Here is a 25,280-nt window from a genome sequence, read left to right as displayed (position 1 = left end):
CTCTCGAGATTCAGCTCTTGCGCAGCGCACACACTTTGCGCACAGCCATCTCCAGGGCGAAGGACGAATCGACTGCCGCGCCCTTCACATCCGCGTTAAGCGCCGCAACAATCTGCATGGCAGCGCCGATCGACGCTGGATCCCAGCCGTTCACTTCCTTGATTGCCTTTTTGACCTTCCACGGCGGCATCCCCAGCTCCGACGCCAATCGGAACGGATCACCATTCCGCGCGTACGGGCCCACCTTCGCGATGGTGTGGACTGCATCGGCCAGAGCGTCGGCCAGAAGAACATGCGCGGTTCCGATCTGATCAGCCCAACGCAAGGCTTCGACAGCTCCCTTGACGTCGCCGACGATCACCTTGTCTGCGACATCGAATCCGGATACCTCGGCTCTGCCGGCATAGTACTGATGCACCGCTGCGACGTCGATCTTGCCGCCGGTATCTGCAGCCAACTGCGAACAGGCCGAAGCAAGTTCGCGCAGTTTCGATCCGACGCCTTCGATCATTGCCGTGATGACATCCGGAGATACTTTGACATCGGCAGTGCGGAATTCACCCCGAACGAAGTCTGCCAACTGGCCTTTGGCGAGTTTGGTGGCCTGATGAACTACGGCACCCAATTTTTCCAGCGCCGGCGCCAGCGCTTTTGCGCGGCCACCTCCCGAATGCAGGACGATGAGAACCACACCTTCGGACGGTTCGCGAGCAGCATCGAGTACCAGCGCGACAGCATCCTTGCCTGCCTCCGCGGCAGCTTCCAGCACGATGACACGATCTTCCGCGAACAGGGACGGGCTCAACAGCTCGGCAAGTTCAGGAGCGTTGGCGTCCCCCGCACGCATCCGCGTCACCGGAAGATCCGTAATTCCTTGGCCTCGATCGCCCCGAACCTCTTTGATGAGCTTAGATACCGCGCGGTCAATCAAGAACTCGTCGTCCCCGAGAACAAGGTGTAGCGGTTCGACGCCAGCCGGATTACTCACCCGAAGATGTTCCCACGAGGTACCGACACCACGGACATGGACCCGTCGCCGTTCCCGTACACAGCGAGGGTGCCGTCACGATCGGTCCGCGCCACGGCGCCGCCCAAGGATTCGAGTTCGCCCAACACTGCGGGATTCGGGTGCCCGAACGTGTTGCCGACGCCGACACTCACCAACGTCAGCCGTGGGCGAACGGCTTCGAGGAAGGCTTCGGACGTGGTCCGCGAACCATGATGGGGCAGCTTCAGAATGTCCGCCCGCACGTCGATTCCGGCGCGCAGTATCGAAGCTTCACCGGCAACTTCCGCATCACCCGTCAGCAGGATTCGCCCAGCGCTTGTGTACGCCATCAGTACAAGAGATTGATCATTGGCGGATTCAGCCGCGTCGTCGCGGTCACGCGGCACAGCCAATGTAGGACCGAGAACACTCAGGCGCACGGAACCCAACGTGAACTCCGACCCGCTACGCAAACCGATCAGTGGAACCCCTTTCGAGCTGGCAGCAGATTCAACAACACGAAAACCTGATTCAGGCAACAACATCGGACCGACACCCACCGCTGAAACCGAACGACCGGCAAGCACCGCTTCGAGCCCACCGATATGGTCCGCATGAAAATGACTGATCACAACCAGCGCAATATCGTTGACCCCCAGCATTTTCAGGCATCTGTCCATCGATGTCGGATCAGGACCGACGTCGATCACGACTACGCGACCGTCTCCCGTCGACAACACCAGACCGTCTCCCTGCCCGACGTCGCACATCACGAATCCCCAGCCGGGCGCAATCCGTCCGCCTGCGAACAGATGCTGAAATGCCAGAGCCAGAGCAACTCCGAGCACAATCGTGCCGATCACCCACCGCGAGATACGATTCCACACCAGCACCACTGCCACCAGTAGCACACCGATGACGAACACCGCTCCGAGAATTCCCGACGGCACGGTCAGATTTGCGCCGGGAACCGCCGCTGCTCGCTCCGAGACGGAAAGCAACCACCACATCGGCGGCCGAACGGTGTGTGCCGCCAGTGTGGCCGCCGGAGCACTGATCAACGCCAGAAGTGCCACGAGCGCACCCAATACCGTCAGCACCCCGACGACCGGCGCGACCAACAGATTCGCCACGATCGCAACAACACTGAGCGTTCCCGCCATCGCGGCCACCACCGGCGCCGTCACGACAAAGGCAGCGCAAGAAACGGCTGTCGCCTCAGCCAGCCACCGTGGCCAACCGCACCGACGGAGTCCGTCGACCCACACCGGTGCGAGGATCACCAACGCGCCGGTGGCCGTGGTCGACAATACGAATCCCCAGTCCACGGCAAGTTCCGGCATCACTGTCACCAGAACGATGACCGCGCACCCCAATGCCGGCAGCGCCTGCTTGCGACGTCCGGTGACCAAACTGAGCAGACCGATCGTGCCCATCACCGCGGCCCGCAGCACACTGGGCGAAGGCCGCGCGACAATGACGAAGGCAACGAGCGTCACCACCGCAAGCGCTGCGCCGATCCGGGGATCGAACGACGCTGCTCGGACCAGCAACAAGACAGCGCCCAGAAGAATGCTGATGTTTGCGCCGGACACCGCGGTGAGGTGCGAAAGCCCAGCGGCAGTGAAGTTGTCCTTGACTACCGGCGACAACGCCGACGTATCCCCCACAACCAGCCCGGGTAACAATCCCGCCTGATCAGCGGGCAGCGCCGCGGCACAGACAGCTGCGAACCGAGACCGTACAGCTCCCGCCCACCGCTGATACCACGGTGTGTCACCGACCGCGATCGGCCCACCTTCCGTGGTGACGACCGCCAAAGTCAGATCCGATCGACGCGGCACACTCACCTTTCCCCGCACCGTGAGCACTTGCCCGGGAAGCGTTTTGGGCCAGAGGTCACTGGGCGCGCGAATTGTCACCGAACCGCCGGCATCGAATCGCTGCTTGCCTACGGTGACCGATCGGACCGAGGCGTGGAAATACACTCGAGCGGGCCCCATCGACGACGCCATTACCCGCGGGTCTTCGATCGGCGTTACCTGTACGCTCACCCACCCTCCCGACTCCGCCGCTCTCGTCAGCGGATGCACCTCCGCCTCGGACATCCGCCACGCCGTCAGGACACTGAACGCGGTGCCGAACACGCAGGCCACCAACACAACCAGAACCCAGGCTGCATATCCCCGCCGCCGAACGACGACGAAGAGGCAGGCACAGAAGGCAGCCGACACCGACGCAAGAATCCACGAAACAGTCGAGCCGAAGACGATTCCCGCAGCCGTCACACCCCACACGGTCAACGCTACGGGTACGAGTCGAGCATCAAGGACCGGCTGCTCGGTCTCACCGCTCACACCGAAACCAGCGGACGCAGCTTGTCGAGCCGAGCTGGCCCGATACCATCTACTTCACCCAATTGTTCTACGTCCGTGAACTTTCCATTGGAAGTTCGCCACGCCACAATGGCACTCGCCGTGACGGGCCCGACTCCGGGTAGCGTGTCGAGTTCGGCTTCGGTGGCAGCGTTCAGATTGATCAGGCCCCCGCCCTCCGGCGCGGCCGGTGCGCCGCCGGTGCCCGCGGCCGTGGAACTTGTCTTGGGAGCCGAATCACCGACCACGCCGACCACTACTTGATCACCGTCGGACAGTTTCTGCGCCAGATTCAAGCTCAGTGTGTCGGCACCCGCGTTCACACCGCCGGCCGCGGTCAATGCATCAGCAACACGTGAGCCGTCCGGAAGCGTCACCAATCCAGGGTTGCGTACCAGTCCCACAACACTGACCACCACACCCACCGGCGCAGCGGCCCGCGGGGATTCGATCGGCGGCGATACGCGCTCAGTGGCACTGGGCTGCCCCGACACTGTGATCGGAACGCCCACCGCCGTCGGCAACGGCGGAACCGCCTGCATGGTCGGCGAACCCCACCACACTGTGAACACACCGATCCCGGCAGCGACGAGCGCAACAATCACCAGAGCCAGGGCACCTCGGCGGCGTGGGCTCCAGCGCATATCCCGCCAGCGCTCGGGCACAGCCTGAAAACGAGGGGTGAGAGGTTCCAGCTCCTCGTCTTCGTCGGATTCGAGCAACCAATCGGGGACAGTTGGTTCCGCGACGTCTTCCCGTCCGAAACCGACACGCGCGCTGGAAAAGTCACCACTCATCGCGGCGAGGCGATCGCGCACCCTCTCCCGCTCTTCACTGATCCGCATAAGGGGACGCTAGCGAGGAGAAGCGAAAGCGCGTCGACGAGAAATCAAGCTGGGGATAACTACCGGCCTGTGGAGAACGGACCTACTGATCCGCACCGGGTTCCGGGAGCTGACACACCACAACACCGATCGCACCGACACCCACATGGGCACCGATCACCGCACTGAAGTCGGTGACCACTGTCTCGGCGATGTCCGGGATTCGGTCTTGTAATTGCTCGGCAATGCCGTCGGCTCGTTCACGCGCCTTCATGTGATGAACAGCGATTGCAACGCGGCCAAGCCCCGCCCGCTCGACTGCGGCATCGACCAGGCGTGCAAGCGCTTTGGTGGTGGTGCGGGTTTTCTCTTTCAGTACCAGCTTGCCGTCCACCAGATGCAACAGTGGTTTCATCGCCAATGCTGTACCCAATAGCGCTGCGGCCGTACTGATCCTGCCGCCGCGGCGCAACTGATCGAGCTTGTCCACGAAGATGAAGGCACGAGAACGGTCTGCGATGTCGACGGCGCGGTCGTACACGTCATCGAGCGAGGACCCGGCCGCTGCGAATCGCGCGGCCTCCAACGCGGGATACCCCAAACCCATACCCGCAGAAGCTGAATCGACAATTCGAACCTTGCCACCGAATTCCAGGGCCGCCTGCCGGCCCGCTTCCCAGGTGCCGGAGAGCTGACGTGAGATGTGCACAGCCACAACACCGTCACCCTTGCTCAGTTCGAGTGCTCGGCCGTAAGCTTCGATCAATTCTGCCGGTGACGCACCAGCCGTCGTCACCCCGGTCATGTCATCCGGAATGGTATCGACGCCTTCGAGGAAATCGCAGCCGTCACGCAGGACATGCAAGGGCACAACCTGGAGCCCACACGCATCAGCCGGCTCACGCGGGACGCAGGCGGACGAATCCGTGACGACAACAACTGACACGTCGCTACCCGACCTCGCTCGCCGAGGTGGACACACGCTGAGCTTCGGCTGCGCGAATCGTCGCAATCATGGCCTTGGCGACGCCGACATGGCCGTCCCAACCCCAGTGAATACCGTCAGGGTTTCCGTTGTCGGAAAAAACGTTCTCGCGGACGGCGTCGGCAAGATCCACGACCGGCACGTCTTTCTCGGTAGCCCACTCGGTGATCGCAGAAACAGCCGCGGGACGGCCCGCATGGACACTCGCGTACGCATCGCTGCGGTGTACCGACGGCAACGTGGCGATCATCGGCAACTCCGGCCGCATGTACTCCAACGCATTTCTCGAGCTCTCGAGGTACTCGACGCTCAACTTCGGAGGGAGAGCGACCGGGCGACCGAGCGGAGCGAGCCGCGGTTGCAGCCACTGATAGCCCTCACGTACCACGCGTCGTAGCGCCGGTGGCCGAACGTAGCGGATGGTCTCACGCAACGCAGTAGGCAACGGCGAAGGCAGGGAATCCATTCCGCCGACGGCAAACACGACGGCGCCGGCGCGCGGAACGGCAGCCCACACTCGCGGGTCCTGAGTCAGCGCCCACCAGGCGTCGCGGCACGTCCAGCCGATGCGAGCAACGAGCTCGACATCCCAACCCAATTCCTCGGCCACGATGTTCGGCCAGATACGGGGATGGTCGGCGGCAAGTCCGCCTTTGGGCCCGAAGTAGGACAACGAATCGGCAATAACCAACAAGACGGGGCGCTGCCCGTCGGCACTCTCAGAGGACGTCATTTGCGACACTCGCAGAAGCATTCCATACGTCCAGTCGCCATTCGATGGACTGGGGGTCTCCGTGTCCACTGAGTTGCACCCAACTCGTGTTTCCGAGGCCACCCAAGACCGGCCAACGATCAACCGGCAAGTCCAGCAATGCGGCCGTCAGCGCGGCAATCAGCCCACCGTGCGCCACCAGTACAACTGGCCGTTCGGACCAATCCGGAAGCGACTTCAGAAGTTCCTGCACCACCGGCACACTGCGCTTCGCGACGTCGATTCGGCTCTCACCGCCGGGCGGGGCGATGGTCGCGTCGGCGCGCCACGTCTGCCGCACGCCAGGTGTCTGCCGGTCGACGTCACCGTGAGTCAAACCCTGCCAGTCACCGAGGTGTGTCTCACGCAGTCGCGGATCGGTGAGGACCGGCAGTCCGGCCGCATCTCCGACGGCAACTGCCGTGAAATACGCGCGACGCAGGTCCGAGGACACGATGGTCAACGGCCTGCGATCAGCGATGACTGGGCCCGCACTCTTAGCTTGAGTACGGCCCAGCTCCGAAAGATCGGTGTCGAGTTGCCCCTGCATCCGAGAATCGGCGTTGTATTCAGTTTGTCCGTGGCGCAACAAGATGAGCCGACGGACACTCGACGCCGGACTGGGCGCCGAGGAAGTCACAGCGAGAGGTCCGACGCGTCCGGCTCGGAAACCGTATCGGTGTCGAAAACCGTATGTGCGTCGGCCGGTCCGGGACGGTTCTCGCCGAGGCCTTCGACCTCTACCGTCGGGCAGTCCTTCCACAGGCGATCGAGAGCATAGAAATTGCGCTCCTCGTCGTGCTGGACGTGAACGACGATCTCGGCGTAGTCGAGCAGCGCCCAACGTCCCTCACGGGTGCCTTCGCGACGGAGCGGCTTGTGGCCGGCTTCGCGGAGGCAATCTTCGATGTTCTCGACAATCGAGTTCACCTGACGCTCGGTCTGGGCGGATGCGATGACAAAGCAGTCCGTGATGACCAACTGCTCAGACACGTCGAGCACCACCACTTCGGTAGCCAGCTTCTCGTCGGCCGCCAGGGCCGCGATGCGTGCCATGTCGATGGCTTGTGTTGTTGCGCTCACTCGATGTTCTCCAGTTTCGTCTTCAGGTCTTGCTTCTAGTTCGAATCAGCGGACTTGCCAGGCGCCGGCTCCGACATCGTGGTCGCCCCGTCACGCCGCTGAGCGTCGACGGGTCGATACAAATTCCGCTTCGAGATGTACTGCACCACTCCGTCCGGCACCAGGTACCAGACGGGACGGTCTTCGCTCGCCCGACGTCGACATTCGGTCGACGAAATGGCAAGCGCCGGGATCTCGATCAATGTCACCGCGTCCGCGGGCATGGTGTCGAGATGACCGGCCAGGTGTTCGGCGTTGAGATCGAAACCCGGCCGCGATACGCCCACAAATTTCGCCAATGCAAACAACTCTTCCCAATCTTGCCAGGAAAGGATGCTGGCCAGCGCATCGGCACCGGTGATGAAGAACAGTTCGGCGTCGGGATGATAGGCCCGTAGGTCGCGGAGAGTGTCCACGGTGTACGTCACTTTTTCGCGGTCGACATCGACGCGAGAGACGGAAAACCGCGGGTTGGAGGCGGTAGCGATGACAGTCATGAGGTATCTATCCTCCGCCGGACTGACACCTCGCGCCTGCTTCTGCCACGGTCTGCCGGTGGGGACGAAGATCACTTCGTCGAGCCCGAACCTGTCGGCGACCTCACTGGCTGCGACGAGGTGTCCGTGGTGAATGGGGTCGAAAGTGCCACCCATCACGCCGAGGCGGCGTCGAGCACGTTCCACCGATTGTCCCTTCTGCACGACTGACGAGCTTACGTGTTTCACACCGGCAGCAAGCCGGACACCACTTCGGCCAACTGCTTGGCGGAGCGACACTCATGCATGCTGATGACTTCGTTGTAGACCTTGGCTGCAGAGTCGCCCGTCCCCCACTGCCCCTTGGGCTCGGGGTTGAGCCAGTGTGCGTGCTTGGCGACGGCAACCATCTGTGCCAACGATTGGAGGTTGGGGTCCCGGTAGTTGTTGCGGCCGTCGCCCAGGATCAGCATCGATGTGCGACTGGTGATGCTTTGCGCAAACTTCTCCTGAAACACCCCGAAGGCATTTCCGTAATCGGAGTGACCGTCGTACGTGATGAGTTCGGCTTCGCGAATCATCCGCGACATCGCAGACCCGAGATCGGCATTGGAATCGAAGAACCGGGTGACCTCGTCGGTGGTGTCGATGAACGCAAAAACTCGTACTCGTGAGAACTGCTCGCGCAGCGCGTTGACCAACAACAAGGTGAAGTGGCTGAACCCGGCGACCGACCCGGAAACGTCGCACATCACCACAAGTTCGGGACGCGCACGCTTCGGCTTCCGTTGCACCAGATCGATCGGAACCCCACCGGTGGACATGGATTTGCGCAACGTACGGCGCAAATCGATGGAACCCGATCGGCTTCGACTCCGCCGGACAGCCAGGCGGCTGGCGAGCAACCTGGCCAGCGGCGCGACGTTCTTCTTGAGTGTGGTGAGTTCTGCGTCGGAAGCACGAAGGAAATCGACTTCCTCCGCCAGTTTCGGAACGCCGTACGTAGCGACGCGTTCCTTGCCGAGGTTCTCGGCCGTGCGTCGACGCGTTTCCTTCTCGACCATCTTGCGGAAATCTGCGATTCGCTGGGCTGCGGTGCGCTTGGCGACCTCCGACTGATAGTCGGATGCATCCTTGCCTTCGCTGCCCGAACCTTCTTGATTGCCGAGTAGACCTTGAAGGATCTTGTTGAGCAACGTCTCCGGTGCCACGTCGCGAAGTGCCTGGTACGCGGAGAACGACGGCCCGTTACTGGACTGGTACTGCCCCATCTCCTCGACCATCGCGGCGGTGAGAAGTTCGGTCAGCTCCATTGCCTCGTCGCTGCCGGCGGTCAGCAGTTCGGCGATCAGCTCACGCAATGCCTGCAGATCGATGGTTCCGTCGGCCTTGCGCGGCAGCGAGACGTCGACGTCGCCGACGGCACGGTTACCGATCGCTTTCGGGAACCACAGATCGAATACCGCGTCGAAGGTGGCTCGGTGGGTGGGCCGACGCAGGAGCGAGCAAGCCAGCCCCTCACGCAGGGACTCACGGTCGAGAAGGTCGAGGACTGACATGACCTTGCCGGCGTCGACGGTCTCGGAAGGTCCGACCATGATTCCGCGTCGGCGAAGTGCCTCGACAAAATCGACGAGGTGACCGGGCAGACCGTGCGGTGCTGCCAACCCACCCGGCTTGAGCGGTGACGTCGAACCTCCGAGGGCCATGACCAGACCTCAGTTCAGCCGAAGTTCAGCGGTGGCTCGCACCTGATCGGACTGGTGCTTGAGGATGACACCGAGGGTTGCGCGCACGGCGTCGTCGTCAAGAGTGTCCATACCCAGCGCGAGGAGCGTACGGCCCCAGTCGATGGTCTCCGATACCGAAGGAACCTTCTTGAGCTGCATTCCGCGCAGAACTCGAATGGTGTTGACCAACTGCTCGGCGATGGCTTCGGGAAGCTCAGGCACACGGCTGGCGAGAATGCGGCGCTCGAGATCGGCATCCGGGAAGTCCAGATGCAGGAACAAGCAACGACGCTTGAGCGCCTCGGACAGCTCACGGGTGGCGTTGGACGTCAGCACAGTGAACGGCTTGCGAGTTGCCGTGATGGTGCCTAGTTCCGGGATGGTGACCGCGAAATCGCTCAGAACTTCGAGAAGGAGACCCTCGATCTCGACATCTGCCTTGTCGGTCTCGTCGATCAGCAGCACGGTCGGCTCCTCGCGGCGAATTGCCTTGAGCAGCGGCCGAGCCAGCAGGAACTCCTCCGAGAACACATCTGCCTTGGTGGAATCCCAGCTGTGATCGGAGCCTGTCTGGATCCGCAGAATCTGCTTCGCGTGGTTCCACTCGTACAACGCGCGGGCCTCGTCGACGCCTTCGTAGCACTGCAGACGGATGAGCTCCGCACCCGTCGTCTGGGCGACAGCGCGAGCCAGTTCCGTCTTTCCGACGCCGGCCGGCCCCTCGATGAGCAAGGGCTTACCGAGCCTGTCCGCGAGGAATACGGCGGTGGCAGTCCCCTTGTCAGACAGGTAGCCGGTTTGAGCCAGCCGCTCGATGACGTCGTCGACGCTCGAGAAAAACGGTGATGTGTCGGGAAGAGCGCGGTCCACGGTTAACTCCTTGAAGGTGGGTCAAGTCTGGGCGAACTTTTCAGGCGGAGCGGGTGTGTCCGTCGCCCCAGACGATCCACTTGGTGGACGTCAGCTCCGGCAGCCCCATGGGGCCGCGTGCATGAAGTTTTTGTGTCGAGATGCCGATCTCGGCGCCGAATCCGAACTGCTCGCCGTCGGTGAATGCGGTGGACGCATTGACCATCACGGCAGCTGCGTCGACGCGGGCGGTGAACTCGCGCGCGGCCGAGAGATCTGCTGTGACGATAGCTTCGGTATGTCCGGTGCCGTACTGATCGATGTGCTCGACGGCAGCATCGAGATCCTTGACAACCTTGAGAGCGACGTCGAGTGTCAGGTATTCCTTCGACCAGTCGTCCTCGGTCGCGGGAACCAGACCGGGCAAATCTCCGTGAACAACGACGTCGTGCATCTGCAGGGCCTGCAGAAGTTGTGGCACCGCGGTCTCCGCGATGGCCGAGTCGATCAAAATGGTCTCGGCAGTGTTGCAAACGCTGGGACGACGCGTCTTGGAGTTGATCAGAATCTTCTCGGCCATCACCAGATCAGCTGCCGAATGCACGTAGACGTGGCAGTTTCCGACGCCCGTCTCGATGGTGGGAACGGTGGCGTCCCGGACGACCGCACTGATCAGGCCGGCGCCACCACGCGGGATGACGACGTCCACGAGTCCGCGAGCCTGAATCAGGTGGGTAACCGTGGATCGATCAGCGCTGGGCAGGAGCTGAACTGCGTCTTCCGGGAGCTTCTGCGCAACCAACGACTCGCGAAGAGCTACAACCAGAGCCTCGTTGGACTTGACTGCGGACGACGAACCACGAAGCAGCGCAGCATTTCCCGACTTGAGTGTCAGGCCGAATGCGTCGACCGTCACGTTGGGGCGAGCCTCGTAGACCATGCCGACGACGCCGAGCGGAACTCGCTGCTGACGCAATTCCAAGCCGTTAGGCAGGGTAGATCCGCGGAGCACTTCACCGATGGGATCGGGCAATCCGGCAACCTGACGCAGGCCGGAGGCGATGCCCTCGATCCGGTCCGCGGTGAGGCGCAAACGGTCGAGGAGTGATTCCTCGGTACCGGCAGCCTTGGCAGTGTCGATGTCGATGGCATTTGACGCAAGAATCTGATCGGTGGCAGCAAGAACTGCATCGGCTGCAGCATGGAGCGCGGCATCCTTCTGCGCAGTGGTCAACAGGGCCAGAACACGCGAGGCCTTACGGGCGCGGCGAGCGGCCTCGTGCACGACAGTGCGCGTGTCGGAAGCGCCTGAACCCGCGGTGGGCCCGGCAGAAGTTACAGCAGTCATAGATACACATTAGCCATCCACCCCGACAGCCTGCTTTCGGGAATGATTCGGACTCGAATCGCTGTTGCACGAGGTTGAGAAGTCCACCCGACTCAAAGTTCGAGTCGGGGACCTACTTATCCACATTCTTCCAGTCAGGAGCATTTTCCGTGAGTCTGCTGTTCGAACCCATAACCCTGCGCGGTGTCACCATTCCTAACCGTGTGTGGATGGCGCCCATGTGCCAATACTCGGCCGATGTCATCGGTGACCAGGTCGGAGTGCCCAACGAATGGCATCGAACTCACCTCGTCAGCCGGGCGATCGGCGGCGTCGGTCTGATCCTCACCGAGGCGACGGCAGTGAGCCCCAACGGCCGGATCAGCGCCGCTGATCTGGGGATCTGGAACGATCAGCAGGCTCGCGCCTTCGCTGAGATCAACGCGCAACTCGCGTACTTCGGCGCCGTTCCCGGTATCCAGTTGGCACACGCGGGCCGTAAGGCGTCGACGCAGGTTCCGTGGCGCGGCGGCAAGAGTCTCGATGCCGACGACCGCCTTGCCTGGCAGACCGTCGCGCCCAGTGCTGCGCCCTTCGGTCACCTCACCGAACCCGTCGAACTCACCACCGAAGACATCGCGAAGGTGGTTGCGGACTTTGCCGCAGCAGCAACCCGAGCGCTCAAGGCTGAATTCAAGGTAGTCGAAATCCATGCGGCTCACGGCTACTTGATTCACCAATTCCTCTCCCCTGAGAGCAACAAGCGGACAGACCACTACGGCGGCAGCTTCGACAACCGCATCCGATTCCTCCTTGAAATCCTCACCGCAGTTCGTGAAGTGTGGCCCGCTGAGTTGCCGCTCTTCGTCCGTATGTCCGCCACAGACTGGCTTACGGAGGAGCGCGGGCTCGAGGTTGGTAGTTGGACGGCGGATCAGACTGTCGCACTTGCCAATATCCTCTCCGACTACGGGGTCGACCTCATCGACGTCTCCACCGGCGGCAATTCGCCAGGAGTACAGATCCCGGTGGAGCCGGGATACCAGGTTCCGTTTGCCCGCAGAATCCAGAATGAAACTCTGCTCCCCGCTGCCGCAGTCGGGCTGATCACCGAACCTGAACAAGCCGAGAGAATCATCGAGGACGGCAGCGCGATCGCCGTGCTCCTCGGCCGCGAACTACTGCGCGATCCGTACTGGGCACGGCGCGCCGCCCGAGAACTGAATGCCGAAGTGGGACCCCGGGTTCCGTCGCAGTACGCCCGGGCTTTCTAACCCGAGAATCGGTTTCTGCGTTTCCCTTTGATACCGTGAGTGCCTTACTTGCCGGTAGTCCGGAGCCCTCGGGGCTCCGGACATTGCCGCGAGCCAGAGCCGTGCGACGGGGGTCGCATCGAGCCACAGGGCACGCGGACGTTTTGTTCCCGACCGGCGCATCGGCGAGTGGGCAACAAAAGATGCGTGCATCAGGTACGTGCTCCGCTCGATTCGATGATTGCGCTGGGGAGCGCTGTCATGACAACACCAGAGAACTCGATCAGTGCCCTCGACGTGGCCGAATCACCCGATGTCACCGTCACCGACAACGCGTCGGTCAAGAAGGCTGTCAAGGCGACGATGCTCGGAAATGCCATGGAATGGTTCGATTTCGGCGTCTACGCCTATCTAGCCACCACTATCGGAAAAGTGTTCTTCCCGGAGGTCAGCGGTAGCGCGCAACTCCTCTCGACATTCGCAATTTTTGCCGCGGCGTTTATCGTCCGACCTTTGGGTGGCTTGTTCTTCGGTCCACTCGGCGACCGCATCGGACGTAAGAAGGTCCTGGCCACCACCATTATTCTGATGGCCGGCAGCACATTCGGGATCGGTCTTATCCCGAGCTACGAGTCCATCGGAATCGCGGCACCGATACTCCTCGTTCTCCTTCGCCTTCTGCAAGGCTTCTCCACCGGCGGCGAATACGGCGGAGCCAGTACCTTTGTCGCCGAATATGCACCCGACAAGCGTCGCGGCTTCTTTGCCAGCTTCCTCGAATTCGGCACTCTGGCAGGGTATGTGGCCGCGGCCGGCATTGTCACGATCATCCAGACCGTGGTCAGCCCGGAAGAACTCCTCCAATGGGGTTGGCGCATCCCGTTCCTCATCGCCGGTCCGCTGGGCCTGATCGGCTTGTATCTCCGATTACGATTGGAGGAAACACCGGCATTTCAGCAGATGGAACAGGCCGAAGAGCGTTCTCTCGCCGACGAATCCACCGGCACGAAGCTCCGCGAGACGATCGTCGAGAATTGGCGACCACTGGTTCTGTGCATCGTGCTCGTCGCAACGTACAACATCGCCCACTACGGCCTGCTCAGCTACATGCCTACCTACCTCACCAACACTTTGGGTTACGACGAATCCCATGGTCTTGTTCTCATGATCATCGTCATGCTCGTGATGATGATCGGCATCAGCTACGTTGGCAAATGGTCCGACCGGGTTGGCCGGAAACCTTTGCTGCTCAGCGGATTTATCGGCTTCTTCGTGTTGTCGTTGCCTGCCTACCTCCTGATCGGCGTCGGCAACTACTTCACTGTTTTTCTCGGCCTGGCGATCCTGGGCGGACTTCTCCTCCTCTTCGTCGGTGTGTTCCCCTCAGTACTCCCCGCACTCTTTCCCACTGGAATTCGATACGGCGGCTTGGCAATCGGATACAACCTCGCAGTGTCGATCTTCGGCGGCACCACTCCCCTGGTACTGACCGCTCTCGAAAGTTCAACCGGAAGCAATCTGGTTGCTCCGATGTACATGATGATTGCAGCGGTCATCGGTGGTCTCGCAGTTCTCCTGATCCCAGAGACGGCCCGAAAGCCTCTCGACGGTTCGCCGCCGGCAGTAGCCACCAACGACGAGGCCCGTCGAATCATCCTCAAGGTGCGCCGCAAGAAGGTGAAGGCCGATAACCTCGACGTATGAGCCAGCCCCGCATCGTCGTTGTCGGCAGCGTCAACATGGACCTCACCTCCACTGTCTCCCGATTCCCGGTTCCCGGTGAAACCTTGCTGGGCACTGCCTTTGCCACCGCTGCCGGTGGCAAAGGCAGTAATCAGGCCATTGCCGCCGCCAAAGCCGGCGGCGACGTCATCTTCATCGGCGCGGTGGGCGACGACGGTTTCGGCCGGGAACTCCGGCAGACGCTCGATTCTGCCGGTGTCGATACGACGCTGTTGCGCACCGTCAACGGCCCCAGCGGAGTTGCGGCAATTACCGTCGACGCTCGGGCCGAGAACAGCATCATCGTTGTTGCCGGAGCCAATGGATCCGTCACTGAGTTGACCGACAGCGATCTCGACGCCATCGCAAACGCGGACGTGCTGTTGTGCCAACTCGAGATTCCGCTGGCGACCGTAGTTGCCGCAGCAAAGCACGCTCAGCTCAATGACACAACCGTCATACTCAATCCTTCACCGGTACAAGATCTTCCGAACACACTGATCGACGCAGTAGGCATCCTGATCGTGAATCAGACCGAAGTGGAACAGCTTTCCTCGATCACCGATCGCGTCGAACACCTGGTCACGACCCTCGGAGCGGGTGGCGCCGATCTGCGCAGCCGAGGCAGCGCCGTCCACGCGGATTCACCGAAAGTGACGCCGGTCGATACCACCGGCGCGGGCGATGCCTTCACCGGCGCCTTTGCCGTGGAATGGATACTTGACCGATCACGTGCGCTGCATTTTGCGTGCGTGGCGGGGAGCCTCGCAACGACGGTCCCCGGCGCGGCTGCGTCGTCGCCGACCCGAACCGCGATCGAGGATTTGCTGGAAAGCTCGGCTTGACTCTCACACCGTGTGAGGCCGTAGAACTGACGGTGTCGGTAATTCACGCAAGAAGGTGAGGCAATCATGCTGAGCATCGGGGACTTCGCGAGAGCCGGCCGTGTGTCCGTGCGGATGCTTCGCCACTACGACGCCATCAGCCTGCTCACCCCAGTCGAAGTAGATGCCTCCACGGGATACCGCTCCTACTCCGCGGGCCAATTGGCGTTGCTCAACCGAATCGTGGCGTTGAAGGATCTGGGACTCACGCTTGCCCAGGTCCGGCAAGTGGTCGAGTCGTCCGTCAGCGTCGACGAGATTCGCGGGATGCTCACGCTTCGCCGCGCCGAGCTCGAGACCCGGATCCAGGAAGACACCGCGCGACTGGCCCACGTCCAGGCGCGTTTACGCATCATCGAGAGTGAGGGAAAGATGTCTACCTACGAAGTTGTAGTCAAGCCGGTTCCTGCCGTGCGAGTGGCCGAGTTGACCGGTATCGCCAAGTCCATGGAGCCGTCGTCCATCGGTCCCGTTGTTCAAGGGCTCTACGGCAAGCTCAGCTCCGAACTGGGCCGCGCCGGCCTGATCCCCATTGGCCCGGCAATCGCCTACTACGAGGACGCCGGGGACGAAGAGAACGTCGTCGTACATGCCGCTTTGCCGGTAGACGCGAACCCCAGTGACGAATACGACTTCACTGTGACCGATCTGCCGGGCGAACAGCAGATGGCAACTCTGCTGCACAAGGGCTCGATGGAGAACTGCCTACCGGCTTACCAGGCACTTGCCCGCTGGATCGACGAAGCCGGATACCGCAATGCCGGACCGGGTCGCGAGGTGACTTTGGCTTACACCGAGGACGTCGACGGCTGGGTCACCGAACTTCAGCAGCCCATCGACAAGGTCTGAAATACGCACCTGTCGGAGGTGTCATGCACCATGGGAGGCATGACCACCACCACTGCCCCCGTACTGCGCGACGAAGCCGAGCGTCTGCTCCGCGAACTCGCCGGGCCCGATGCCTGCCTGCGCGAGGACCAGTGGATCGCGATCGAGGCCCTGGTGGTTCAGCGCAAGCGCGCTCTGGTGGTGCAGCGGACCGGCTGGGGTAAGTCGGCGGTGTACTTTATCTCCGCAAAGCTCCTGCGTGCTGCTGGGCACGGTCCAACGGTCATCGTCTCCCCTCTCTTGGCGCTCATGCGCAACCAGGTCGCCTCCGCCGAACGGGCGGGTGTTCGCGCTGCCACCATCAACTCCGGCAACATGACCGAATGGGACGATATTCACGCCCGCGTCGCCGCAAATGATCTCGACGTTCTGCTCGTCAGCCCCGAGCGTCTCAACAACCCGGACTTCCGGGACCAGGTTCTGCCGTCCTTGGCTGCCGATGCCGGACTGGTCGTCGTGGATGAGGCTCACTGTGTGTCCGACTGGGGTCACGACTTCCGTCCGGATTACCGGCGCATCCGGACGTTGATCGCCGAACTCGGGGACGGCATTCCTGTTCTCGCGACAACTGCGACGGCCAATGACCGCGTCGTCGCCGACGTGTCCGCACAACTCGGAGTCGGCGGCGAGGAAACGTTGATTCTGCGCGGCGGACTCGAACGCGAATCACTGCACCTATCTGTCGTTAATATCCCGGAGGCAACAGCGCGCGCCGCCTGGCTCGCTCAGATCCTGGACACATTGCCTGGTTCCGGCATCATCTACACCCTCACCGTTTCGGCAGCCCGCGACCTGTCGAGCCTGCTGTCCGAGCGTGGCCACACTGTCGCCGCGTACACCGGCCAAACCGACCCCACCGAGCGTGAATCCCTCGAGCAGGATCTGCTCGGGAATCGTGTCAAAGCCCTTGTCGCGACGTCTGCTCTCGGGATGGGTTTCGACAAGCCTGATCTCGGCTTCGTGATCCACCTCGGCGCACCGTCATCACCGATCTCTTACTACCAGCAAGTCGGACGCGCCGGTCGTTCCACCGATCGCGCTGACGTGATCTTGCTTCCGGGCTCCGAGGACAAGCAGATCTGGAGCTACTTCGCGTCCGTTGCGTTCCCGCGTGAACACCTGGTCCGCAGTGTCATCGAGCACCTCGACACCGAAAAAGCCACGTCGACACCGGCATTGGAACCCTTGGTCGAGCTCAACCGCACCCGGCTCGAAATGGTCTTGAAAGTCCTCGATGTCGACGGGGCGGTCAAACGCGTCAAGGGCGGCTGGATCAGCACCGGAGAACCGTGGGTGTACGACGCGCTGCGCTATGGCCGTCTCGAGGAAGCTCGCCAGGCCGAGCAGGCTGCTATGGTCGAATTCCAGAACATCACGACCTGCCGAATGACCTTTCTCCGTGAGCAACTCGACGATCCCGGCCTCACCCCGGACAACTCGCAGTGCGGTCGATGCGACAACTGCACCGGTCAGCGGTATGACACGACAGTCGACACCGCCGCACTCGACGAAACTCGGGCACGCCTGCAGCGCCCCGGTTTCGATCTCGAACCACGCAAGATGTGGCCGACGGGACTCAGCAAGCTGGGAATCAACCTGTCCGGAAAGATCAAGGAAGGGCCGGAATCCGGACGCATCCTCGGACGTCTGTCCGATCTCGGCTGGGGCCAGCGCCTACGCGCGTTGCTCGACGGACCCGATGCCGAGGTGCCTGATGCAGTAGTCAGTGCCTGCATCAGTGTTCTGGCAGCGTGGGATTGGACTGATCGACCCACCGGCGTGATGGCGCTTGAATCGTCAACTCACCCAATCCTTGTCCGGAGCCTTTCGGCGAAGTTGGCTCAGGTCGGGCGACTCACCGACCTCGGCGTACTTCACCTTCGGCCTGAACATCCACCCGTCTCGGCCGCCAACTCGGCCTATCGCGTCGCCGGATTGGTTGACGCGTGGGATGTTCCCGACATGAGCGCACATCAAGGGCCCGTCCTCCTGGTAGATGCACTCGCCGATACCGGTTGGACTTTCACGATGGCTGCCCGCGCATTGCGTCAAGCCGGTGCACAGTCAGTGCTTCCGTTGGCGCTCGCAAGCCCGAAATAGTCGCTCCGACAACACCAATAGTTACATAATGTGACCACCCTCACATTCATGCTGTCACCTGCGCCGTACCCGGTTACCCAAGGCCCGAAACGGACATCTACATGACTTCTGCAGCAATGCTTGTTACGTTCAGATGACAGATGAAGCCTGTTGATACGAGAGCTATCCCGACCACCGCGCCGGACGCGGTGTTACTGCGAAGCCCACAGATCGATGACGGAGTCCGGCTCTGGCAGATCGCACGAGATTCGAAGGTGCTCGACCTCAATTCGAGTTATGCATACCTGTTGTGGTGCAGGGATTTCAGCGCAACATCGATTGTTGCGGAAGTAGACGGACGTGTTGTCGGATTTGTTTCCGGCTACGCCCGGCCCAGCGCACAGGAAACCCTGTTCGTATGGCAAGTCGCGGTCGATGAAGACCAGCGCGGTAAGGCAATTGCCGGCCGCATGCTGTCAGCATTGATGGATCGCACAGCGCCACTGGGTGTTACACATCTGGAGACGACGATCAGCCCCGACAACGAGGCTTCGATCGCACTCTTCACCGCGCTCGCACGAAGGCGCGAATTACCTATCAGTCGGCAGAGCTTGTTCTCGCCCAATGATTTTCCCGATGGACACGAAGCCGAAGATCTTTTCCGCATCGGCGCCTAGCGCGTTGCGCGCTGGGTACACAGCATGCCCCGGAGGAACTAAGAAGATATGAACATCAACGAAGCAAGCATTTTCGAGACGCTCGAGTCCGAAGTTCGCAGCTACTGCCGTGATTGGCCGGCAGTGTTCACCAGCGCTTCCGGATCGTGGATCCGTGACGAGAGCGGGCGCGACTACCTGGATTTCTTCGCCGGCGCCGGCGCACTCAACTACGGACACAACAACCCGGTGCTGAAATCAGCACTGGTCGACTACATCATGAGTGACGGCATCACCCACGGCCTCGACATGTCGACTGTCGCCAAACGTGAGTTCCTGGAAACCTTTCAGCGCAACATCCTCGAGCCACGTGGCCTCGACTACAAAGTCCAGTTTCCCGGGCCCACCGGAACAAATGCTGTCGAAGCCGCACTCAAGCTGGCCCGCAAGGTCACTGGGCGATCCGCAATCATCAACTTCACCAACGCTTTCCACGGTATGACACTGGGAGCACTGTCGGTTACCGGCAACTCGATGAAGCGAGCCGGCGCCGGTGTACCACTGGTGCACACAACGCCGATGCCGTTCGACAACTACTTCGACGGCGTCACCGAGGATTTCCAGTGGTTCTCACGGGTGCTCGATGATTCCGGCAGCGGATTCAACCGTCCCGCAGCTGTCATCGTCGAGACCGTGCAGGGTGAAGGCGGCGTCAATGTCGCTCGCCCCGAATGGCTTCGGGCACTCGCAACGCTGTGCTCCGATCGCGGAATCCTGCTGATCGTCGACGACGTCCAGATGGGTTGTGGCCGTACGGGTCCGTTCTTCTCGTTCGAAGAAGCCGGAATCGTTCCCGACATCGTCACGCTCTCCAAATCCATCGGCGGCTACGGAATGCCCATGGCGCTCACACTGTTCAAACGTGAACTCGATGTCTGGGGTCCCGGCGAGCACAACGGAACGTTCCGCGGAAACAACCCCGCGTTTGTCACATCCAAGGTGGCACTCGATCATTACTGGTCCGACGATGCGCTCACCAAGACGACCCTGAAGAAGGGCGCCCGCATCCGCGAGTGCTTCGCAAATCTCGCCGATCAATTCCCCGGCGAGGTTTCGACCCGCGGACGCGGTCTGGTCCAGGGACTTGTCTTCGAGCAGCCCGAACGGGCCGGCAAGGTCTGCCAACTGGCATTCGACGAGGGATTGCTGGCGGAAACCTCCGGCCCGTCCGACCAGGTAGTGAAACTGCTTCCGGCACTGACGATTACCGATGAGGAGCTCGAGCACGGCCTCTCCATTCTGGCCGAAGCGACACTCAAGGTCTGCAGCTAAGGGAAGGACTCCCCCATGATCGTTCGCACCACCACCGAAATTTCCGGCACAGACCGCGACGTCTCCAGCGAGGACGGAAACTGGCGCAGCAAGCGCATCGTTCTCGGCGGCGACCGCGTGGGCTTCTCGTTCCACGAGACCACCATCAAGGCCGGATCCATCAACGAGTTCCACTACGCCAACCACGTCGAGGCAGTGTGGCTCGTCGAAGGCACCGGCAAGTTGATCGACCTGGACAACAACAAGGAATACAGACTGGCTCCCGGGTCGATGTACCTACTCGACGGCCATGAGCGTCACCGCGTCGAGCCGGACACCGAGATGCGTATGTTGTGTGTGTTCAATCCCCCGGTCACCGGCCGGGAAGTGCACGATGAAAACGGAATCTACCCACTCATCGAGGTCCCCGCGTAACGTCAAGCCATGGCGCCTGACACTTCACCCCGCGTAGCTATCGGCCCCGCCCCCGATGCACTGCTCGACAGCGCAGTGCTCCGGGGCGGCGGCGTGATCAGTCCGATCGAATCTGCCGACGCCCTGATCTGGGCTGGTTTGCCGGATTCGTTTCCGAGAGTATTGCCCCCGTCGATCCGATGGGTGCAGCTGCCCTCCGCCGGGATCGAGGACTGGTTCGAGGCCAAAGTGATTTCCAAGGACACCGACATCACGTGGACGTCTGCTGCCGGCGCATTCTCCGCCTCGGTAGCAGAACACGCATTGATGTTGCTCCTGGCCGGAGTTCGCCACCTGCCCGCGCACATCGAGGCAAAGACGTGGCGTCAGTTCGAGTTCTTCCCGAAGATCGGTACTTTACGTGGTTCCACGGTCGCAATTATCGGAGCCGGTGGAATTGGTCGTGCGTTGATCCCGATGCTGGCCGCACAGGGGGCAGACAGCATCGCGGTCAATCGCAGCGGTAGTCCAGTACCCGGCGCCATCGCAACATTTCCGGCGTCGAAGATGGATGAAATCTATTCTCGTGCAGACCACTTCGTCATTGCAGCGCCCGCCACTCCAGCGACACGCCACCTCGTAGGGCGTGCTCAGCTTGCGCAGATGCGCCCCCATTCGTGGGTGATCAATGTCGCGCGCGGTTCACTGGTCGACACCGATGCCCTCGTCGAGGCCATCGAAACAGAGGGCATCGGCGGCGCCGGACTCGATGTCACCGAGCCCGAACCGCTCCCCGACGGTCACCCCCTGTGGGACTTGACCAACGCCATCATCACGCCGCACGATTCCAATCCGCCGGGTGTCCGCCCCGCCGCGTTTGCCGATCACGTGAGCAAGAACGTGGCCCGCTTCGCGAAGGGTGAAACTCTCGCAGCCCTCGTGGATCCGATCGCCGGTTACTGACCTACGGCTGCCTATGACGCGAAAGCTCCGGAGTTCCACGCTTGGGCAAACTGGTTCCAGGGAGTAAAACCAAAAGTAGCCCCATCCCACACTATGGGCAGCGTAATCCCGAACATGACTACTCCTCGTCTTTGTACTCCAAGGAGGACTACCCGAGGCCGCCGAGTTCCACACTGCGTACTACCCGCCCTGGCTCGGCGGGCGACCGACGCGCCTATCCTGGAACCCGTGCACACCAGCAACGCCGGACTCGACGCTCTGACCGAACTTCTGTCAGGCCGACGCCTAGCCATCGTGACGGGGGCCGGCATCTCCACCGATTCAGGGATCCCTGACTACCGCGGACCCGATTCCCCTCCCCGCAACCCGATGACGTTTCAACAGTTCATCGGCGACTCCGCGTTCCGACGCCACTATTGGGCGCGCAACCACATCGGCTGGCGGTTCATGGACGGTGCCCGCCCTAACCTCGGCCACCGAGCGGTGGCTTCGCTCGAGCGCAATGGCCAGGCCGTCGGAGTCATCACCCAGAATGTCGACCTCCTGCACACCAAAGCCGGGGCTCGCAACGTCATTGATCTACATGGCACCTACGCGCAGGTTCGCTGCCTGGACTGCCAGAAGTTGATCTCCCGCACCACACTTGCCGAGCGCCTGGAAGAAGCAAACCCGGGGTTTGCCGAAACTGTTGCTGCTGCACAAGGAGTGGAGATCGCACCGGACGCGGATGCCGTCATCGAATCGACAGCACATTTTCGCGTGGTGGACTGCGACGTGTGCGGCGGAATCCTCAAGCCTGACATCGTGTACTTCGGTGAGTCTGTTCCCAAAGAGCGGGTTGCCCGCGCCTACAGCCTGGTTGACGCAGCCGACGCGGTGCTGGTTACCGGATCCTCGTTAACCGTCATGTCGGGTCTACGGTTCGTGCGCTATGCCGCGAAGGCCGGCAAGACGATTGCGATAGTCAACCGCGGACACACCCGCGGCGACGAATTCGCAGATCTGAAACTCGAAATCGGCTGTACCGAAGCACTTTCCGCACTGGTAACCAGTGAAACTTACAGGGCAACCAAGTCGTCGGCATGAACGACGGGGCGTTGCATCTCCGCGGGCAGTTCGGCGGTAGAACGTCCCAGAATGTCTTCGATTTCCGACGCATCGAAGGCCACAACACCGCGGGCTACGGGCTTCTCCCCCGGTCCCATGAGCGACACGACGTCACCGGCATGGAAATCGCCTGACACACCGACGATTCCGGCCGAGAGCAAGCTTCGACGCTTGCCCACAACTGCACTGACAGCACCCTCGTCGAGATGCAGGTCTCCCTGCGTATCAGCGGCATGACGCACCCAGAACCGGCGAGCAGACAGCCTGGTGGGCCGCGCCGCAAAAGCAGTTCCGACATCGGCGCCGCTGAGGGCCTGCGCCGCATCGGATGCCGCGGCCAGTAGAACGGGCACTCCGGAATCCGCAGCGAGACGAGCGGCTGAAAGCTTGGAGGCCATCCCCCCGGTGCCCAACGCTCCGCCGGAACCGGCGACAACGCCGTCCAGATCTTCGGGGCTGTTGACCTCGGAAATCAGTGTGGCGCCACCCTTTCGGGGATCACCGTCGTAGAGCCCGTCGACGTCGGACAGAAGAATCAGGGCGTCGGCGCCAACCAGATGCGCAACCAATGCAGCCAGGCGATCGTTGTCACCGAAACGGAGTTCGGTTGTTGCGACAGTGTCGTTTTCGTTGACAATGGCTACCGCATGCAGTGCTCTCAGACGATCGAGAGTGCGCTGCGCGTTGCGGTGTTGCGTGCGTCGCGCGATGTCGTCGGCGGTGAGCAGCACCTGCCCGACGGTGCGGTCGTACCGCGCGAAGGAAGTACCCCAGGCATGTGCCAGCGCCAATTGTCCGACGCTGGCAGCAGCCTGCTTGGTTGCGAGATCACGAGGTCGCTTGGTGAGCCCGAGCGGTGCCAACCCGGCACCGACAGCACCGGACGACACGACGACAACATCGGAGCCCGCACGCATGCGGGCTTCGATGGCGTCGGCCAGCAGATCCAGTCGATGAGTATCGAGTCCCGCGACCAAACTGGTTAGCGCGGACGACCCGATCTTCACGACAATACTGTGAGCCGACGCAATCGACTCCCTGGTGGAACCGAGCACAGTCCCGTTCCCTCGCTTCTGGTCTCGCCGGTATCCGGTTACTTCTGAATCAGTTGTCTTCGTCGAGCAGCCCGCGACGGACGCGGCGAGCGTGCTTACGCTCGTCGGCACCGATGCGCTCGACCTGATCGAGTCGCGGATCAGTACCGCGGCCCGTACGGGTGAGGTCGACGCCGGCCGGCGTCTGCGGCTCCCAATTGAAGCAGACGTCGCCGATCGTAACCGGTGCACCGGGCTGCGCGCCCTTCTTGACCAGTGCTGCTTCGACACCCAACCGAGCGAGACGGTCGGCGAGGTAGCCGACGGCTTCGTCGTTGTCGAATGCCGTCTGACGGATCCACCGCTCCGGACGGGTACCGCGGACGATGAATCCGCCCACCTCTTCCGGATCTGGTTCGACGGTGAAGCTGGAGTCCTTGACCACGACCGGACGAATGATCTGACGGCTGGGCTCCGGCTTGGGATTGGCCTCACGATAGTCGAGGACCATCTTCGCCAACGCGAATGTCAACGGACGCAAACCTTCTCGACTTACTGCCGAGATCGTGAAGACCGGCCATCCGCGAGCTTCGATTTCAGGAGTGACCATTTCGGCCAACTCCGCAGCTTCGGGCACGTCGGTCTTGTTGAGAATGACAACGCGCGGACGCTTGTCGAGATCTCCCAGTCCCGAATCGCCGGACAGTGCCGGCGTGTATGCCGCCAGTTCGGCTTCAAGTGCGTCGATGTCGGAGATGGGGTCGCGTCCCGGATCCAGGGTCGCGCAGTCGACTACGTGAGCCAGCACAGCACAGCGCTCGATGTGACGCAGGAAGTCGAGACCCAAACCGCGCCCCTCACTGGCACCGGGAATCAGGCCAGGCACGTCGGCGACGGTGAAGGTGGTTTCACCGCTCGACACGACGCCGAGGTTGGGGACGAGAGTCGTGAAGGGGTAGTCCGCGATCTTCGGCTTGGCAGCCGACAGAACGGAAACCAACGACGACTTACCGGCGGACGGGAATCCGAGCAGTCCGACGTCGGCGACTGATTTGAGTTCGAGAACCAGATCACGCTCGACGCCGTCTTCACCGAGAAGCGCGAAACCGGGAGCCTTGCGGGCCTTCGAGGACAATGCAGCATTGCCGAGGCCACCGCGTCCACCCTGAGCTGCGTCGTAACGCGTCCCGACGCCGACCATATCGGCGAGGATGTTGCCCTTGGTGTCGAGCACGACGGTTCCGTCGGGAACCTTGAGGACGAGGTCCTCACCGTTTGCGCCCTCGCGGTTACTGCCGGCTCCCTGCTTGCCGTTGGTGGCCTTCGCATTGGGGTGGAAGTGGAAGTCGAGGAGGGTGTGGATGTTCTCGGCGACGACGAGAACTACATCGCCGCCGCGTCCACCGTTTGCTCCGTCGGGGCCAGCCAGCGGCTTGAACTTCTCACGGTGAACGGAGGCACAACCATTGCCGCCTCTTCCAGCGCTGACGTGCAGCACAACACGGTCAATGAATCGGGACATGACTGCCGGATCCTTCCTCA

Annotated in this window: 23 protein-coding genes; 10 read left to right on the top strand and 13 right to left on the bottom strand. The window is 62.0% G+C overall.

The annotated features are described in order from the left end of the window. Window positions 1–10: 10 nt before the first annotated feature. The 11 genes from holA to MTX36_RS07385 form a co-directional block, all read right to left on the bottom strand. Window positions 11–988 (bottom strand): DNA polymerase III subunit delta, encoded by a 978-nt coding sequence (gene holA / locus MTX36_RS07435; protein WP_243619092.1) that lies wholly within the window; start codon window positions 986–988, stop codon window positions 11–13. After that, a complete protein-coding gene (locus MTX36_RS07430) occupies window positions 985–3,345 on the bottom strand; it encodes a ComEC/Rec2 family competence protein (RefSeq protein ID WP_243619091.1) in 2,361 nt (786 codons plus the stop codon). The genes holA and MTX36_RS07430 overlap by 4 nt, the downstream gene beginning before the upstream one ends. Continuing rightward, a complete protein-coding gene (locus MTX36_RS07425) occupies window positions 3,342–4,208 on the bottom strand; it encodes a helix-hairpin-helix domain-containing protein (RefSeq protein ID WP_243619090.1) in 867 nt (288 codons plus the stop codon). The genes MTX36_RS07430 and MTX36_RS07425 overlap by 4 nt, the downstream gene beginning before the upstream one ends. Window positions 4,209–4,290: 82 nt before the next feature. Further along, a complete protein-coding gene (locus MTX36_RS07420; RefSeq protein WP_243619089.1) occupies window positions 4,291–5,133 on the bottom strand; it encodes a DegV family protein in 843 nt (280 codons plus the stop codon). Between the two features lie 4 nt (window positions 5,134–5,137). After that, entirely contained in the window at window positions 5,138–5,905 is a 768-nt protein-coding gene (gene octT, locus MTX36_RS07415; protein WP_243619088.1) for a diglucosylglycerate octanoyltransferase, read from the bottom strand. Next, complete coding sequence (locus MTX36_RS07410; protein ID WP_308198203.1) at window positions 5,892–6,563, bottom strand: histidine phosphatase family protein; 672 nt, start codon at window positions 6,561–6,563, stop codon at window positions 5,892–5,894. The genes octT and MTX36_RS07410 overlap by 14 nt, the downstream gene beginning before the upstream one ends. Next, a complete protein-coding gene (rsfS, locus tag MTX36_RS07405; protein ID WP_094273939.1) occupies window positions 6,560–7,006 on the bottom strand; it encodes a ribosome silencing factor in 447 nt (148 codons plus the stop codon). The genes MTX36_RS07410 and rsfS overlap by 4 nt, the downstream gene beginning before the upstream one ends. A gap of 35 nt (window positions 7,007–7,041) precedes the next feature. Next, entirely contained in the window at window positions 7,042–7,698 is a 657-nt protein-coding gene (gene nadD, locus MTX36_RS07400) for a nicotinate-nucleotide adenylyltransferase (protein ID WP_206041864.1), read from the bottom strand. A 68-nt stretch (window positions 7,699–7,766) separates the two neighbouring features. Continuing rightward, window positions 7,767–9,230, bottom strand: a complete 1,464-nt coding sequence (locus MTX36_RS07395) for a VWA domain-containing protein (RefSeq protein ID WP_243619087.1) — start codon at window positions 9,228–9,230, stop codon at window positions 7,767–7,769. 9 nt (window positions 9,231–9,239) lie between these two features. Further along, a complete protein-coding gene (locus MTX36_RS07390) occupies window positions 9,240–10,121 on the bottom strand; it encodes a MoxR family ATPase (protein WP_243619086.1) in 882 nt (293 codons plus the stop codon). 40 nt (window positions 10,122–10,161) lie between these two features. Next, on the bottom strand, window positions 10,162–11,448 hold the full coding sequence (locus MTX36_RS07385) for a glutamate-5-semialdehyde dehydrogenase (protein ID WP_243619085.1): 1,287 nt from the start codon (window positions 11,446–11,448) through the stop codon (window positions 10,162–10,164). A gap of 149 nt (window positions 11,449–11,597) precedes the next feature. On the opposite strand from MTX36_RS07385, the gene MTX36_RS07380 reads away from it, so the two are divergent. The 10 genes from MTX36_RS07380 to MTX36_RS07335 all read left to right on the top strand — a co-directional run bounded on the left by MTX36_RS07380 (window position 11,598) and on the right by MTX36_RS07335 (window position 22,683). Then, entirely contained in the window at window positions 11,598–12,701 is a 1,104-nt protein-coding gene (locus MTX36_RS07380) for an NADH:flavin oxidoreductase/NADH oxidase (protein ID WP_243619084.1), read from the top strand. 240 nt (window positions 12,702–12,941) lie between these two features. Continuing rightward, window positions 12,942–14,384: an MFS transporter gene (locus MTX36_RS07375; protein WP_243619083.1), complete on the top strand. Its 1,443-nt coding sequence runs from the start codon at window positions 12,942–12,944 to the stop codon at window positions 14,382–14,384. Next, window positions 14,381–15,247, top strand: a complete 867-nt coding sequence (locus MTX36_RS07370) for a ribokinase (RefSeq protein ID WP_243619082.1) — start codon at window positions 14,381–14,383, stop codon at window positions 15,245–15,247. The genes MTX36_RS07375 and MTX36_RS07370 overlap by 4 nt, the downstream gene beginning before the upstream one ends. Window positions 15,248–15,313: 66 nt before the next feature. After that, window positions 15,314–16,135: a MerR family transcriptional regulator gene (locus tag MTX36_RS07365; protein ID WP_243619081.1), complete on the top strand. Its 822-nt coding sequence runs from the start codon at window positions 15,314–15,316 to the stop codon at window positions 16,133–16,135. A 39-nt stretch (window positions 16,136–16,174) separates the two neighbouring features. After that, window positions 16,175–18,274, top strand: coding sequence for a RecQ family ATP-dependent DNA helicase (locus MTX36_RS07360; protein WP_243619080.1), 2,100 nt, complete (start codon window positions 16,175–16,177; stop codon window positions 18,272–18,274). Window positions 18,275–18,414: 140 nt separating this feature from the next. Next, on the top strand, window positions 18,415–18,930 hold the full coding sequence (gene ectA, locus MTX36_RS07355; protein WP_094273947.1) for a diaminobutyrate acetyltransferase: 516 nt from the start codon (window positions 18,415–18,417) through the stop codon (window positions 18,928–18,930). Between the two features lie 48 nt (window positions 18,931–18,978). Further along, window positions 18,979–20,241, top strand: a complete 1,263-nt coding sequence (gene ectB, locus MTX36_RS07350; RefSeq protein WP_243619079.1) for a diaminobutyrate--2-oxoglutarate transaminase — start codon at window positions 18,979–18,981, stop codon at window positions 20,239–20,241. Between the two features lie 15 nt (window positions 20,242–20,256). Then, the gene (locus MTX36_RS07345) at window positions 20,257–20,655 is read left to right on the top strand and encodes an ectoine synthase (protein WP_243619078.1); all 399 of its coding nucleotides are present in this window, start codon (window positions 20,257–20,259) and stop codon (window positions 20,653–20,655) included. Window positions 20,656–20,664: 9 nt separating this feature from the next. After that, on the top strand, window positions 20,665–21,597 hold the full coding sequence (locus tag MTX36_RS07340; RefSeq protein ID WP_243619077.1) for a D-isomer specific 2-hydroxyacid dehydrogenase family protein: 933 nt from the start codon (window positions 20,665–20,667) through the stop codon (window positions 21,595–21,597). Window positions 21,598–21,825: 228 nt separating this feature from the next. Beyond that, window positions 21,826–22,683, top strand: coding sequence for an NAD-dependent protein deacetylase (locus tag MTX36_RS07335; protein ID WP_243619076.1), 858 nt, complete (start codon window positions 21,826–21,828; stop codon window positions 22,681–22,683). On the opposite strand, the gene proB is transcribed toward MTX36_RS07335, so the two are convergent. Then, entirely contained in the window at window positions 22,656–23,759 is a 1,104-nt protein-coding gene (gene proB / locus MTX36_RS07330) for a glutamate 5-kinase (protein ID WP_243619075.1), read from the bottom strand. The two genes, MTX36_RS07335 and proB, sit on opposite strands and share 28 nt — an antisense overlap. Before the next feature lie 49 nt (window positions 23,760–23,808). Next, on the bottom strand, window positions 23,809–25,260 hold the full coding sequence (gene obgE / locus MTX36_RS07325) for a GTPase ObgE (protein ID WP_243619074.1): 1,452 nt from the start codon (window positions 25,258–25,260) through the stop codon (window positions 23,809–23,811). Window positions 25,261–25,280 lie beyond the last annotated feature (20 nt).

It is taken from the genome of Rhodococcus sp. ARC_M6, assembly GCF_022810305.1.
In the GTDB taxonomy this organism is placed as follows: Bacteria; Actinomycetota; Actinomycetes; order Mycobacteriales; family Mycobacteriaceae; genus Rhodococcus_F.
The sequence above is the reverse complement of the archived record's forward strand: the minus strand, read 5'-3'. Positions and strand labels throughout refer to the sequence as shown.